This window comes from Thermoflavimicrobium daqui, from assembly GCF_003313465.1.
In the GTDB taxonomy this organism is placed as follows: Bacteria; Bacillota; Bacilli; order Thermoactinomycetales; family Thermoactinomycetaceae; genus Thermoflavimicrobium; species Thermoflavimicrobium daqui.
This window is the reverse complement of the sequence record NZ_KZ845670.1, coordinates 37,261-51,728: the sequence shown is the minus strand read 5'-3', so window position 1 is coordinate 51,728 and position 14,468 is coordinate 37,261. Positions and strand designations below refer to the sequence as shown.

General features: G+C 38.2%; 12 protein-coding genes and 1 pseudogene. 11 read left to right on the top strand and 2 right to left on the bottom strand.

What is annotated here, in order from left to right; translation table 11 throughout:
• Window positions 1-144: 144 nt before the first annotated feature.
• Window positions 145-1,428, top strand: a complete 1,284-nt coding sequence (locus DL897_RS13370) for a Glu/Leu/Phe/Val family dehydrogenase (RefSeq protein ID WP_113659656.1) — start codon at window positions 145-147, stop codon at window positions 1,426-1,428.
• A 71-nt stretch (window positions 1,429-1,499) separates the two neighbouring features.
• Window positions 1,500-2,498, top strand: coding sequence for a YpdA family putative bacillithiol disulfide reductase (locus DL897_RS13365; RefSeq protein WP_113659655.1), 999 nt, complete (start codon window positions 1,500-1,502; stop codon window positions 2,496-2,498).
• A gap of 135 nt (window positions 2,499-2,633) precedes the next feature.
• Here the strand turns inward: DL897_RS13365 and DL897_RS13360 are convergent, their stop codons facing one another.
• Window positions 2,634-3,614: an asparaginase gene (locus tag DL897_RS13360; RefSeq protein ID WP_113659654.1), complete on the bottom strand. Its 981-nt coding sequence runs from the start codon at window positions 3,612-3,614 to the stop codon at window positions 2,634-2,636.
• A 713-nt stretch (window positions 3,615-4,327) separates the two neighbouring features.
• On the opposite strand from DL897_RS13360, the pseudogene DL897_RS13355 reads away from it, so the two are divergent.
• The 8 genes and pseudogenes from DL897_RS13355 to DL897_RS13320 all read left to right on the top strand — a co-directional run.
• Window positions 4,328-4,720: pseudogene (locus DL897_RS13355) on the top strand (cell wall hydrolase); the annotation flags it as partial.
• Between the two features lie 17 nt (window positions 4,721-4,737).
• A complete protein-coding gene (gene ypeB, locus DL897_RS13350; RefSeq protein WP_113659653.1) occupies window positions 4,738-6,087 on the top strand; it encodes a germination protein YpeB in 1,350 nt (449 codons plus the stop codon).
• Between the two features lie 406 nt (window positions 6,088-6,493).
• A complete protein-coding gene (cmk, locus tag DL897_RS13345; protein WP_113659652.1) occupies window positions 6,494-7,162 on the top strand; it encodes a (d)CMP kinase in 669 nt (222 codons plus the stop codon).
• Between the two features lie 192 nt (window positions 7,163-7,354).
• Window positions 7,355-8,509 carry a 30S ribosomal protein S1 gene (gene rpsA, locus DL897_RS13340; protein ID WP_113659651.1) on the top strand — a complete coding sequence of 385 codons (1,155 nt, stop codon included), beginning with the start codon at window positions 7,355-7,357 and terminating at the stop codon, window positions 8,507-8,509.
• A gap of 100 nt (window positions 8,510-8,609) precedes the next feature.
• A complete protein-coding gene (locus DL897_RS13335) occupies window positions 8,610-9,236 on the top strand; it encodes a hypothetical protein (RefSeq protein ID WP_113659650.1) in 627 nt (208 codons plus the stop codon).
• A 307-nt stretch (window positions 9,237-9,543) separates the two neighbouring features.
• Window positions 9,544-10,860, top strand: coding sequence for a ribosome biogenesis GTPase Der (der, locus tag DL897_RS13330; RefSeq protein WP_113659649.1), 1,317 nt, complete (start codon window positions 9,544-9,546; stop codon window positions 10,858-10,860).
• Window positions 10,861-10,883: 23 nt separating this feature from the next.
• Entirely contained in the window at window positions 10,884-11,474 is a 591-nt protein-coding gene (gene plsY, locus DL897_RS13325; RefSeq protein ID WP_113659648.1) for a glycerol-3-phosphate 1-O-acyltransferase PlsY, read from the top strand.
• Window positions 11,475-11,491: 17 nt separating this feature from the next.
• Window positions 11,492-12,517, top strand: a complete 1,026-nt coding sequence (locus tag DL897_RS13320) for an NAD(P)H-dependent glycerol-3-phosphate dehydrogenase (protein ID WP_113659647.1) — start codon at window positions 11,492-11,494, stop codon at window positions 12,515-12,517.
• A gap of 170 nt (window positions 12,518-12,687) precedes the next feature.
• Here the strand turns inward: DL897_RS13320 and DL897_RS13315 are convergent, their stop codons facing one another.
• Window positions 12,688-13,221 (bottom strand): hypothetical protein, encoded by a 534-nt coding sequence (locus DL897_RS13315; protein ID WP_113659646.1) that lies wholly within the window; start codon window positions 13,219-13,221, stop codon window positions 12,688-12,690.
• A 327-nt stretch (window positions 13,222-13,548) separates the two neighbouring features.
• Here DL897_RS13315 and DL897_RS13310 point away from each other — a divergent pair, with 327 nt between their 5' ends.
• Window positions 13,549-14,259, top strand: a complete 711-nt coding sequence (locus DL897_RS13310) for a DUF3939 domain-containing protein (RefSeq protein WP_113659645.1) — start codon at window positions 13,549-13,551, stop codon at window positions 14,257-14,259.
• Window positions 14,260-14,468 lie beyond the last annotated feature (209 nt).

Genomic DNA, 14,468 nt, shown 5'->3' with positions numbered 1-14,468 from the left:
CCTCCTTTTTTTAAAAAAGATTGGGATTTGGGTTCGCTTCCTGAAACAGATGTAGTATACTGTTAGATGTTTGTGTTAGGAATTATTTATTCGGGTTAATACTGTATTAAGGAACATATGCAACTTATTTTGAGGTGAATTGTAATGGAACAACAATCTGTTGCGACAAGTCAGCAGTCGCAAGAGCAAGAAAATCTTGATGTTCTAGCTTCAACCCAAGTAGTTATTAAAAAAGCATTGGAAAAGCTAGGTTATCCAGAAGCAATGTATGAATTATTAAAAGAACCATTACGTTTGCTGACTGTTCGGATTCCGGTTCGCATGGATGATGGCTCGGTACAGGTGTTTACGGGATATCGTGCTCAGCATAATGATGCTGTGGGTCCAACTAAAGGTGGAGTTCGTTTTCATCCTGATGTGACCGAATCGGAAGTGAAAGCGTTATCTATCTGGATGAGTTTAAAATCGGGTATTGTTGATCTTCCTTATGGTGGAGGAAAAGGTGGTATTGTTTGCGATCCACGTACCATGTCTTTCCGTGAAATCGAAGCATTATCTCGTGGATATGTACGAGCGATTAGCCAGATCGTTGGTCCAGCTAAAGATATACCAGCTCCAGACGTATTTACAAACTCACAGATCATGGCTTGGATGATGGACGAGTATAGTCATATTCGCGAGTTTGATTCACCAGGTTTTATTACTGGTAAACCGTTGGTACTCGGAGGCTCTCGTGGTCGTGAAACCGCTACTGCCAAAGGCGTTACTATTATGATTCGTGAGGCTGCTAGAAAAAAAGGAATCGATATTGAAGGCGCGCGTGTCGTCATTCAAGGATTCGGAAATGCAGGTAGCTTCTTAGCTAAATTTATGCATGATGCGGGTGCAAAAGTTATCGGTATCTCTGATGCATATGGAGCACTATATGATCCAAATGGCTTAGATATTGACTACCTGCTAGATCGCCGCGACTCATTTGGTACAGTCACGAAGTTATTTGAAGATACTATCTCCAATAAAGAGCTTCTTGAGCTCGAATGTGATATTCTTGTACCTGCAGCTGTAGAAAATCAAATCACAGCCAAAAATGCGCATGACATTAAAGCGAGAATTGTGGTAGAAGCTGCGAATGGTCCTACAACACTTGAGGCAACTCAAATCCTAACTGAACGCGGTATTCTTTTGGTTCCTGATGTATTGGCTAGTGCTGGTGGAGTTACCGTCTCCTACTTTGAATGGGTTCAAAACAATCAAGGCTATTATTGGTCTGAAGAAGAAGTCGAGCAAAAATTGGAAGATATTATGGTTCGCGCATTTGATAATGTTTATCATACCGCACATGCACGTAATATCGACATGCGACTAGCTGCTTACATGGTTGGTGTAAGAAAAATGGCGGAAGCATCCCGCTTTCGTGGTTGGGTATAATATAATAAGAGTGAAACAAAGAAAAGCACCCCGGATTAGGGTGTTTTTCTTATTGGTGAGGAGGATAGATTATGGAGGAAGCGATTATTATCGGGGCAGGACCCTGTGGTATTTCAGCAGCCGTTGAACTAAAAAAGCGAGGTATAAAACCATTAATTATTGAAAAAGGGTGTATTGCGAATTCAATTTACCATTATCCTCTTTCAATGACTTTTTTTAGCTCACCAGAAAATATCGAGATTGGTGAAGTTCCGTTTATGACGATCAATGATAAACCGACTCGCCATGAAGCATTAAAATATTATCGAAAAGTGGTTGAATTATATAATATTCAAGTTCATATGTATGAACGTGTAACAAACATGGAAAAAGTGAATACTGGCTTCTTACTTTATACTGAAACTCGTGAGGGTCAAAAGGTTTATCAGGCAAAAAATGTCATAATAGCTACTGGTTATTATGATCAACCTAATCTTTTAAATATTCCAGGTGAAAATTTTCCTCATGTGTTTCACTATTTTAGAGATGGACATCCCTATACAGGACATGATGTAGTCGTTATCGGTGGTAGGAACTCGGCGATTGATGCAGCGCTTGAGCTATATCAATCTGGAGCTAACGTAACCATGGTATACCGTAAGAATGCTTTTCATGCGAGTGTTAAAGCATGGGTAAAACCGGTAATTGAGTCAGCAATTGAGAATGAAAGGATACATATGGTTTGGGAGACCGAGGTGGTTGAAATCAAGCCAAGAAGTATCATTGTAGATTCCAAAGGGGTGCGTTCAGAGATTCGTGCTGATTTTGTGTTTGCTATGACGGGATATCGACCCAATTTAACAATACTAGAAAAAATGGGTGCACGAGTTGATGAGAAGACACACGTCCCCATTTGCTCTGAAACAATGGAAACATCCATACCTGGGTTATACCTCGCAGGTGTTGTCGCTACAGGACATGATGCGACAAAGATTTTTATCGAAAATGGTCGTTATCACGGTGAAAAAATTGCGAGCGACATCTTAGCTAAGGTTAAAAGAGAAATAGGCTGCAAAATAAAAGATATATAGTTTCAGGGATATTGATTTGCATGATTTTGTATAACTGAGGGCATATTTTTGCGGTGTGACTGCTGATAAAAAGGAATGGCTCTTATAAATAAGTAAATGGATTACTTGTTTATAGTGCCATTCTTTTTCGATTGTTTATATCAGCTTTTCGAAACGTTCTTTTAGCAACGAGATAGGAAGATTCAACTCTAATGACAACATAAGTTTGATCCGTGCCTTTTGTCCACTTAGATCACTGGCAAAAATAACTCCCATCTCTTTTAGTTGTTTACCTCCCCCAACATACGCATAGATATCTTGAACAGATCCATTAAAACAACGGGAGACGAGAACAATAGGGATGTTTTGTTTTAAACTTTGACGGATTCCAGGAAGCATAGCTGGAGGAAGGTTTCCTTGTCCTAACGCTTCAATAACGATCCCATCATAATTTTGCTTTATCGCCCATTGAATCATTGAGTCATCCATACCTGCAGCTGCTTTGATTAAAGCAACAGTTGCTGTTGGATTAACCAAAGGTAGTGCTTTTTCTCGCACGACTTCCTGTCGGTAAAAACGAATATCTTTTTTAGATAAATGACCGATGGGTCCCAGTGCTGGCGACTGAAATGTAGCCACATTACTTGTATGTGTTTTAGTCACTTGCCGGGCGGTATGGATTTCATCATTAAATACGACAAGGGTTCCTAGCCCTTTAGCCTGATCGTGTGCAGCTACACGTACTGCATTTACCAAATTATAGGGACCGTCTGCTCCCAATTCGTTATGACTGCGCATAGCTCCCGTTACCACTACTGGTTTATCGCTTTGGATGACTAAATCTAAGAAAAATGCCGTTTCCTCTAATGTATCTGTTCCATGTGTAATCACGACCCCATCTGTATCTATTTGAGCTAAACACTCTGTCACTTTTTGGGCAATCAAGTACATTTCTTGTGGGGTAATATGTGGACTAGGAAGGTTTAAAATATGCTCCATTCGTGTCTGTGCATAAGGGGTGAGAAGCGGTAAGACCGACTGGAGTGCTGCTGGATCTTGAGGTTTGACCCCATTTCCTTCAGTTGATTCTACCATAGCGATCGTTCCGCCTGTAGTAATGATAACGATTTGTTTCATTGGAGCACTCCTTTCTATAGTAACCTTTTTGAATAATTAAAATAAGTTCAATTACGAATGACGATTCTCACCTGTTCTATCATATAAGAAAACTGTATGAAATATCTACAGATATGTAAATAATATATTGCAAAGAGAAGAGATGGTGATGACAACATGAGGGATAACGATCGGATGATGGTGACGATACGTTGCTTACAATGCGGCGAGCGTTTTTTACTGAAGGGACGAGTTAAAAAAGGAAAAATTGAAACCGGCTTTAAACGTTGTCTTTGTGATAACGAAAATGATTTTGACATCCGAAATGAAACCCTATATTCTTGAGGCATTGCTTAAAGTAGTTTTCTTTTTAAATTTTAATACCATTAAAAAATAAGGTAAAGTCGAAAAATGAATATATGACTTGTTCATTGTTTAAGCCCACTTTTCATATGAGAGGTGGGTTTTTATCTTGAAGTTATATATTTTTTTATGAAAGTATCCGTTGCTTGATCAAATGATTGAATGAGAATGAGGAGCTTGGGATGTAGTAGCTTATTTTTGAGCAGGTTGTACTCTTTTTTCTGTTGTATAAATAAACAAACGAAAGCTCAAACTACCAAAAAATATAAAAAATGGAGGTCTGTAAGGTGCTCATGCCCAGACGGATTAGGCTGTGGCTTTCTCTTATGATTTGTTTCATGAGTGTATTTTTACTAAGTGGTGAGCAGACCACCTATGCAGCCAATGTGGGAAAGAGTAGTCATGGCTTTTCACAAAATGATATTCAGATGTTAGCCAACGCCGTATATGGTGAATCGCGTGGAGAGCCCTATGTTGGACAGGTAGCGGTAGCTGCAGTGATTTTAAACCGCTTAGAACATGAGCAATTCCCTAATACAGTTACAGGGGTAATCTTTCAACCTGGTGCATTTACTGCGGTCGCTGACGGTCAGATTTGGTTAAAGCCGAATGAAACTGCTAGAAAGGCTGTTATGGATGCGATAAATGGTTGGGATCCAACAGGGAATTGTATTTATTATTTCAATCCAGTAACAGCAACTTCCAAATGGATTTGGTCTCGCCCACAAGTCAAACGGATAGGGAAACATATTTTTTGTAAATAAAGGAGAGATGGTAAGCTGTGTATCGAACAGTGGCAGCGTTTTTATTTCCGATAACCCTTGTCGCTTTGATAGGGACAGGTATTTGGGGTTATCGGGAAAGTCAGGAGAAGAATTCGGTTTTAATTAAAGCAGAAAATCATTATCAGCGTGCATTCCATGATCTAAACAATCACGTGGATAAGCTTCAAGATGAGATGGGGAAAGCACTCGCTCTAAATTCACGCCGTCAACTTTCAGATTGTATGACCAATGTATGGCGACTTGCTTATGCTGCGCAAGAAGACTTAAGCCAACTCCCGCTAACTCTGATGCCTTTTGATAAAGCAGAAACTTTCTTAGGGAAAATAGGTTCCTTTGCTCATCAGGTAGGAGTACGTGATTTAAATAAAGAGCCACTTTCTGATAAAGAGTGGAATACACTTTCAACCCTCTATAATCATGCACATGATATCCGCAATGATCTGGCTGGGGTGCAAAACAAAGTGCTCAATAATCAATTGCGTTGGATGGATGTTGAGCTCGCTATGGCCTCAGAAGATAAGAAAATGGACAATGCGATCATCGATGGATTTCAATTGGTTAACAAAAAGGTGGAGCAATATCCCGAAGTAGATTGGGGCCCAACCATTTCGAATATGGAAGTTCGTAAGCGAGAAAAGTATCAAAGACTATCAGGAAAAAATATCTCAGCTGAAGAAGCGAAACGAAAAGTAGCATATGCGTTGGGCCGTCCTTCAGCAAAAGGAATGAATGCAACTGTTAACGGAAAAGGTGGCGATTTTCAAACAATTAGTGTAACCTTTAAGAAGAAAGATGGAGAAGTATATACGGATCTAACCAAAACGGGTGGTCACATGATCTTTATGATGTATGATCGACCCGTCAAAAAAGCCAAGCTTAGCTTAGATCAAGCTGAACAAATGGCACGTCGTTTCTTAAATCGACTTGGGTATAAAAATATGGTGGCAACTAGCTATGCTGAGACTGGAAATATTGTAGCACTAAACTTTGTACATCAAGAAAATGGAATATATATTTATCCTGAGTTAGTAGCCATCAGAGTAGCTCTTGACAATGGAGAAATTGTGGGTTTACAGGCTGACGAATATGTCTTTAATAAAATTTCGCCAATAACAGTAAAACCAAAACTGACTCAAATGGAGGCGCAAAAGAGGGTTAGTGCTAAGTTAAAGGTACAAAAGATCAATAAAGCTTACATTTATAGCCCCATTACAGGTGATCCTGTTCTCTGTTATGAGTTTTTGGGAATGATTGGTAAAGAACAATATCGTATCTTTATCAATGCGATGACAGGTGAAGAGGAGAAAGTAGAACGTGTGAAAAAAGCCGATGCTGATCATATTTAATTTTAATGAATTGTTTAAAATAAATGAATAAATCATTAGAGAGATCCGTTTCTCGTTGCAAGTGAAAGTGTTTCCATATGGGAACGGACTCTCTCTTTAGTTTTTCTAACAGTTTAGTTACAAATCACTAGGAAAATTGCAAATATGAAAGATTGTTTTCATTGCAAATATGAAGTTTTTATGTTATTCTTAAAACAAGTTAAAATTTAATATAGGGGTATTTATTCCTAGATTTTCTCTTTATTTTAAAAAGAAGTACATACTTTTTTAAGTAAGGTTCGGTCGATATTTGCGATACGGATTGTACTTTGATCGTAGTTTAATCGAATACAGTCCAGCCATCATCGAGCAGGGGCGACCTGCTCATTATTTTTGCATCCCGTATCAGGGAGGATTTGTCAGGTTGATGAGTAGATTCCAAATTGCCATTGATGGACCAGCAGGAGCTGGCAAGAGTACTGTAGCGCGCTTGGTTGCAAAACAGCTTGGTCTTACATACGTAGATACAGGTGCCATGTATCGTGGAATAGCGTGGCGAGCATTAAAGGAAAACATTTCGATCTCACATGAAGATGCGTTATCTGCTCTAGCTAAGGAAACGCAGTTTCAATTAGAGAATGAAGGAATTCGTATCAATGGCCAATGGTTAAATGAAGAGTTACGTACACCACAAGTATCACAATTAGCCTCAGCCATCGCAAAAATGGCAAAAGTGAGACAGGCTCTTGTAAGCAAGCAACAGGAAATCGCCCGATATCAAAATGTGGTGATGGATGGTCGAGATATTGGAACTCATGTATTACCGCATGCTAATATAAAAGTGTTTTTGACTGCTTCCATTGAAAAAAGGGCACATCGTCGTTTTTTAGAACTTCAAGCCAAAGGGCTTTCGGTCAATGAAAAGACCTTGCAAGAGGAAATACGTAAGCGAGATGAAAACGATCGAAAACGTAAACATTCTCCCCTCCGGAAAGCAGAAGACGCTATACTTATTGATACCACAGAGCAATCTATACCAGAAGTTGTTGAAAAGATTTTGGAACTTTGTCGCACCAAAGTGGGCGGTGGAGAGTAGAATATGTTATCTATTAAAAAGGTAGCGGGCATATATGAATTGTACTCGCCCGCCTTCCTTGTATATTTGAAAAATATATTTTGATTGATGGGGAATCGGATCAACTGAATAGGATTTTATTCGTTTCAGTTTGATCTTAAACTATAAACAAATTGATCAGCTTTTGGTTGGTTAACGAGGAGGTCTTTTGCTATGTCAGAACAGATTAAATCTGAAATAACTGAAGTTTTAACTTTGCATGTTGGAGATGTTGTCAAAGGGAAGGTAGTAAAAGTAGAAAAAAATCAAGCTCTAGTCGATGTTGGTTATAAAGCGGATGTTATTCTTCCAATCTCCGAAATTTCTGCCTTACATGTAGAACAAGTAAGTGATGAGCTAAATGTAGGAGATGAAATTGAGGTTAAAGTTTTACGCTTAGAAGAAGAGGACAAAGTTATTGTCTCCAAAAAAGCAGTCATTGCTGACAAAGCTTGGGAAAGATTGCAACATAAATTAGAAACCGGTGAAACTTTAACTGCTACCGTTGCCGAAATCGTGAAGGGCGGTTTAGTTGTAAATGTAGGAGTTCGTGGTTTTATCCCAGCTTCTCATGTAGAACAACATTTTGTTGAAGATTTTAGCGACTATAAAGGTCGTGAATTAACATTAAAAGTGGTTGAACTTGATCCAGAGAAAAATAAATTAATTTTGTCTCGGAAGCTTGTATTAGAGGAAGAAGAGAACAAAAAGAAAGAAGAAAGGTTAAGCCAAATAGAGCCAGGTCAAGTCATTGAAGGCACAGTTCAGCGTTTAACCGATTTTGGTGCATTCGTGGATATTGGTGGAGTTGATGGTTTGGTGCATGTTTCTGAGCTTGCTTGGGATCATGTAGAGCACCCAGCTGATGTTCTATCAGAAGGTCAAGCCGTAAAGGTAAAAGTTTTAAAAGTAGATAAGGAAAACGAGCGCATTAGTTTAAGCTTAAAAGAAACACAAGCAGGTCCTTGGCAGCAAGTAGCTGATCACATTAAAGTGGATGATGTTGTCACTGGAAAAGTAAAACGATTGGTTTCTTTTGGTGCTTTTGTAGAAGTTTATCCTGGTGTTGAAGGGCTTGTACACATTTCACAAATCTCTAATCGCCACATTGGAACACCACACGAAGCATTAAAAGAAGGACAAGAAGTAAAAGTGAAAGTACTGGATTTGAACTTAGATCAAAAACGGATTAGCTTAAGTATCAAAGACGTTGAGGAAGAAGTCAAGGAAGAAAAAGTAGAAGAAGAAAAAGATGTGCAGGCAGGTAATAATTCAGGACTTAATGTAACCTTAGGTGATATGTATCCCGAACTACGCAATTTAAAGTAATCATAGAAAAGTTGACCAGCCAATTTTTGGCTGGTTTTTTGTTGTTTAAAAAATCTTTTTCGTCTCATACTAGATGACAAAATGGATGGGGGTAAAATACTTGAGTGCAGGTGTGTTGTCTATTTTATCAATAACTACTCTTATTATTTTGTTATATACAGGATGGCTTCCTTCATTGGCAAAGCGTTTAGACTGTAAATATTCACAAGTTATATGGGGCTTAATTGTATGTTTTCTTCTTAATTTAATTCCTATTTTTTCGCTCACACCTCAATATGAAGTTGAACCGGGAATATTTGTAGTCATTGGATTATTGTTATTTTTTATTATGAAATTACGTCTACGAACTATTTTCTTTTTGCAAATCAATATCATTTTGTTGGGTTCGTTGATATTCTTATGGCATGAAATATTTGATGTTCAAACAAAATGGGACCAAAGTTTTTTCCGAATTAGTACATTGATTGGAGTAACGTTAATCTCACTGATCATGCGAAAAACAATACTTGAAAAGTTGTATTTACAAATAGGTAGTTATGTATTTGCGCATGTGTTAATGGTTCTAATTTATACGGATGTAGTAAAACCAGTAACGATTGGGGACAAAATTTTTTTAGATTCTCTTTGGCTTGGTATATTATGTATTATTTTATGTCATTTCGGATTAGAAGCATTACTCTTATTATGGAATAAGCGGTATGATAACCTACATTCAACAAGAAAATGATAAAATAAAAAAGAAAAGGTAATTCATAACAGCAGTGTCGATTAGTTTGAGTCGGTAAAACTCATCTTTGTATGAATCGAAATGTCCCAGAAGTGAATGTATACCTGACTGGTCTTAAAACTAGGATTAAAAACGGATGAGGATCATCATGAAGAACTGATTGAGAAGGAGATTGAGGAAATGGAAGGTTGCTTAAAGCTATAATTCCGGATAAGATTAGATATGTCATCATAAGATTATAAACCTGTCATAAAGCAAATGTAAGTGAGAGAACTGGAATCTTGTTTGAGAAGAAAGGGTACGAAATATGAGTTTACCTGTTGTAGCTATTGTAGGACGTCCAAATGTGGGGAAGTCCACGATATTTAATCGCCTAGCAGGCGAGCGTATCGCCATTGTGGAAGATCAACCAGGCATTACCCGCGACCGTATTTATACACGCAGTGAATGGAATGGTCGTGAGTTTCATTTGATCGATACAGGTGGCTTGGAGTTTGGAGAAAAAGATGAAATTCTTGAGCATATTAAAAATCAGGTAGAATTAGCTCTTGAAGAAGCAGATGTTATTTTATTTGTAACGAATGCCCGAGATAGTGTGACACCTGCAGATGAAGAAGTGGCTCGATTACTTTATCGAACCAAAAAGCCAGTTGTAGTTGCAGTTAATAAAGTGGATAGTCATAAGCATGCTGATGAGATGTATGATTTTTATCGGTTAGGCTTTGAACAAGTCATTGCTATATCTGCATTACATGGAACGGGTACGGGAGATATGCTCGATGCATTAGTCGATTATTTCCCAGAAAAAGACGAAGAAGAGTATGATGAAGATACGATTCGAGTCTCCTTAATAGGAAGACCGAATGTTGGTAAATCTTCATTGGTCAATGCGATCTTAGGAGAAGAGCGAGTCATTGTAAGTCCTGTTGCAGGTACAACACGAGATGCGATTGATACGCCTTTTGAACATATGGGTCAATCTTTTGTATTGGTAGATACAGCAGGACTTAGAAAACGAGGAAAAGTTTATGAAACTGTAGAAAAATACAGTGTAATTCGAGCTTTAAAATCAATTGAGCGCTCAGATGTATGCTTAATTGTTATTGATGGTGAAAGGGGTATTGCTGAACAAGATAAACGTATTGCTGGATATGCGCATGAAGCGGGATGTGCTTGCATCTTTGTTGTTAATAAATGGGATATTGTTGAAAAAGATGATAAAACAATGAACCTATTTCAGGAAAAGATTAGAAAAGAATTCCAATTTATGCCTTATGCACCTATTTTATTCGTATCAGCAAAGACAACCCAACGGATTCATAGAATTTTACCAATGGTGACAGAGGTAGCCGAACATCATGCGTTACGAATCGCTACATCCGTTCTAAATCAGGTGATCAGTGATGCGATCGCTACGACTCCTCCACCATCAGACAAGGGAAAACGATTCCGTATTTATTATGCTACACAAGTTGGAGTAAAACCACCTACCATTTTATTGTTTGTCAATGACCCTGAGTTAGCGCATTTTAGTTATATACGATATATAGAAAATCAGTTGCGTGCTGCGTTTCAATTTTTTGGGACACCTATTCGTCTTCGCTTAAGAAAGAAAAACGCTTAAAACGATAGGGAGAGAGAAACAGTATGCTTCAAACATGGATATTGCCCATCGTACTTTCCTATCTGATTGGATCGATTAGTTTTAGTTATATGATAGCAAAGCTAACGAAAGGAATTGATATTCGAAATCACGGAAGTGGGAATGCAGGAGCAACCAATACACTTCGTGTTTTAGGAAAGTTACCGGGGATTATCGTATTTATATTAGATGCATTAAAGGGAATGGCAGCGGTAGGAATTGGTTATTTATTGGCTAATGGTGAAATGGCTGTGTGGATGTCATGTGGAATTGCTGCTATCGCGGGACATAACTGGCCGATTTTCCTCCGTTTTCGTGGTGGTAAAGGGATTGCGACGACGATCGGAGTTACTTCAATCCTTGTATTTTTTCCAGCACTCGGTGCTGGAATATTGGCTATTTTGTTTATAATGGTTACTCGTTATGTTTCGCTTGGATCTTTAATTTATACAGCAAGCTTACCGATTTTCATTATGTTATTTGATTCCAATTCTAGTGTTTATTTTTGGCTAAGCTTAGTAATGATGGTATTAGCTATTATTCGACATAAAGAAAATATTGTTAATTTACTCAAAGGAAAAGAACGTAAGATTTAGCTTTGAAGGGGAGAAGAATGCGTAAACAGATCGTAGTACTTGGAGCTGGTAGTTGGGGAACAGCTTTGGCCACGGTTTTGACAGATAATGGACATCAGGTCACGTTGTGGGGTCGTCGAGAGGATTTGATTAGCGAAATTAATGAAAAGCACACGAATGAGAAGTATTTGCCAGGAATTAAGCTACCAGAACAGCTAACTGCTACCACTTCTCTTTCAGAGGCTTTGGCTAATAAAGAAATTGTATTATTTGTAGTTCCTTCCCATTCATTTCGTAGTATAGTCAAGCAAGCAAGTGCATGGATTGAGCCTGGCGCATTAATTATACATGCTGTAAAAGGTTTTGAAAAAAGAACAGCAAAGAGGATGTCAGAGGTATTAATCGAGGAATTACCTGAACATTTTCAAACAAAGATCGCAGTACTTTCAGGTCCAAGTCATGCTGAGGAAGTGGTTCGCAAATTGCCAACTACCGTGGTGGTTGCTAGTGAAAATCAAGAGGTAGCAGAAGATTTGCAAGGAGCCTTTATTAATGACTATTTTAGAGTCTATACCAACTCGGATATGGTGGGTGTGGAAGTTGGTGGAGCTCTAAAAAATATTATTGCTTTAGCTGCTGGCTTAAGTGATGGACTCAATTGTGGTGATAATGCAAAAGCAGCTCTGGTCACACGTGGATTAGCCGAAGTAGCACGGCTTGGAACAGCGATGGGAGCAAAACCTATCACTTATGTAGGACTGGCCGGGGTAGGAGATTTAGTGGTCACTTGTACAAGCAAGCACAGTCGAAATTGGCGAGCAGGATATATGATAAGTCAAGGAAAAACACTGAGTGAAGTACTGGAGACAATGGGAATGGTTGTCGAAGGTGTAGAAACGACCCGAACAGTCTATCAATTAGCGATGCGTTATCAAGTAGAGATGCCGATCTCTGAGCAATTACATGCTGTATTATTTGCGGACAAATCTCCAGCAAAAGCAGTGGAAGATCTAATGCGACGTGGTCGAACGAGTGAATGGGAAGAAATTATTCGTTCTTGGTAGTCATTTGGGCGATTTCCCTGTTACAAGGTTTTGCCAGTATTCATATTTTGTATTAGTTTCAATCATTATCCATAACCTTGAGCACTTGATAAAGAGGGACAGGGACTCAGTTAGATCAAACAAGTGGCGAGTGGGATGATGGAATGGAGCGAGGGTAATGCTAGACAGCATTACCCTCGCTTTCTTTGTTGAATCGATGTAGTTGCTCTGGGTTCTTGAAAAAAATTGGAGATTAACTTTTGTATAAAGGGAGATTGTAAAATGGAAAAGAGTTGATTCATATCGATTTGTTCAAAAAAAGAAAGCCAAGGTGCTCCTCCGCTGTTTTCTGTTTGTGTTTTAGGAGGATCATTTGCGGGTGGAAGTTGGATTAGGTTATCGTTTTGTTTAGTTGGTTTTGATGAAAAAGGTAGTCCACCGCGGAAACCTGGCTTTTTGATCGAGATCATACGATGAGCTAGGTCAAACATTTGATAAGTGGTATTTAACATGGACTCTAATTTAGATAGTGATTGACTTAGACTTTGTACAGTTGAACGAAAACTCATAAATCCACTAAGAGCTTTAGCGATATTTTGTGAAGATAAGATCGGTATGGGTTCAGATTGAGGCCGGTATGCAGGAACGACGGCACGAGTCGGGAGTCTTTTGGTTTTTTTTCGACCTTTTCTTGGTAGAGGTCGCTGTTTAGGGCGCGTTTTCACTTTTATTTCCTCCTATTCAAGGCTGCTGTCTATTTATCTTATGCAGGAGAATCAGTATAGAGTTAAGACAGATGACTAAATGATTGGTAGGCAAGAGTGGATTTGCTATACTGTATGGAGGAAACATACGGAGGATGGTGTTATATGATGATGGATTTAATGATAGTCATTCTTCTATTAGCATTCATTAATATTTTGGTAACCTGGGGACGACTCCAAAAAAGGAAGTGGCTTCGTGTTCTCTTAATTTCAATTGCAATAATTCTTGTTTTTCCCGCTTTGATTTTTGGACTAAGAGCGATTATGTAGGCAAGGAGGAGAAGTTTGATGAAACGATGGCTGATTGGATTTAGTATTTTTTGTACTATATTTTTATCAGGCTGTTTATTTCCACAAGAAGAACGTCAACAATTAGATCAATTACCCAATCATATTGCTCAGGTACAATCAGCAGTAGATGTATATAAGCAACAAAAAAAAGTGTTACCTTACCGGTATAAAGATGAAGAGATTATGCTGACAACAAAATATTTAGTAGACTTTGATATATTGAAAGGCTATCTTGCTGAGGTTCCGAAAACTTCGTTTGAGAAGGGAGGTAATTATTTCTATATACTAACTGATGTAGAGAAAAAGCCGATCGTTCGAGTGATGGATCTAAGAATCAATGAAGAAATACGGATGGTACAACCCTTAATTCATGAATATCAAAAACAAAAAAAGCAATTACCTATTAAAAATAAAATAGATGCCAATTATGCCACGATCGATTTTGATAAGCTGCGAATTCGTTCAGTAGTCATTCAAAGTCCTTATAGCTCTCAAATAAAGTTAGAGCCTGTGATTGATCAAAAAGGAAGAGTATTTATTGATTATCGCCCAGAAGCAATGAGATTAATCCAGAAAGCAAAGGAAAAGCCTGATGCGAATCAGGATTTACGTATATGGTTAGCAAAGCAATCATATTTTGTACCTGCTTATTCTCCGCCCATGAAATTTAAAAATAATGAGCCTATCTTTGAAGTGATGCCAGAATAAAAAGCGGACTCCTTTCTTGAGGAGTCCGTTTATTTGTCCACAATGGGACGGTTTGAAGAGAGGAGTTCTGCGGGAGGTAAATGCAAAAGAGATATTTAGGAAACACATTTTTGCTTTCCTTTATCATTATAAGGAATCATTTTTAAAGTAGTGTAATAGTTTGATGGAATTTTGATTAGGTTATGTAGATTTCTTTTTAAAATAGGTAA

Excerpts from the sequence above, each read along its gene's own strand:
- DL897_RS13370 (WP_113659656.1), top strand. The coding sequence starts at position 145 with ATGGAACAACAATCTGTTGCGACAAGTCAGCAGTCGCAAGAGCAAGAA.
- DL897_RS13365 (WP_113659655.1), top strand. The coding sequence starts at position 1,500 with ATGGAGGAAGCGATTATTATCGGGGCAGGACCCTGTGGTATTTCAGCA.
- DL897_RS13360 (WP_113659654.1), bottom strand. The coding sequence starts at position 3,614 with ATGAAACAAATCGTTATCATTACTACAGGCGGAACGATCGCTATGGTA.
- cmk (WP_113659652.1), top strand. The coding sequence starts at position 6,494 with ATGAGTAGATTCCAAATTGCCATTGATGGACCAGCAGGAGCTGGCAAG.
- rpsA (WP_113659651.1), top strand. The coding sequence starts at position 7,355 with ATGTCAGAACAGATTAAATCTGAAATAACTGAAGTTTTAACTTTGCAT.
- der (WP_113659649.1), top strand. The coding sequence starts at position 9,544 with ATGAGTTTACCTGTTGTAGCTATTGTAGGACGTCCAAATGTGGGGAAG.
- plsY (WP_113659648.1), top strand. The coding sequence starts at position 10,884 with ATGCTTCAAACATGGATATTGCCCATCGTACTTTCCTATCTGATTGGA.
- DL897_RS13320 (WP_113659647.1), top strand. The coding sequence starts at position 11,492 with ATGCGTAAACAGATCGTAGTACTTGGAGCTGGTAGTTGGGGAACAGCT.
- DL897_RS13310 (WP_113659645.1), top strand. The coding sequence starts at position 13,549 with ATGAAACGATGGCTGATTGGATTTAGTATTTTTTGTACTATATTTTTA.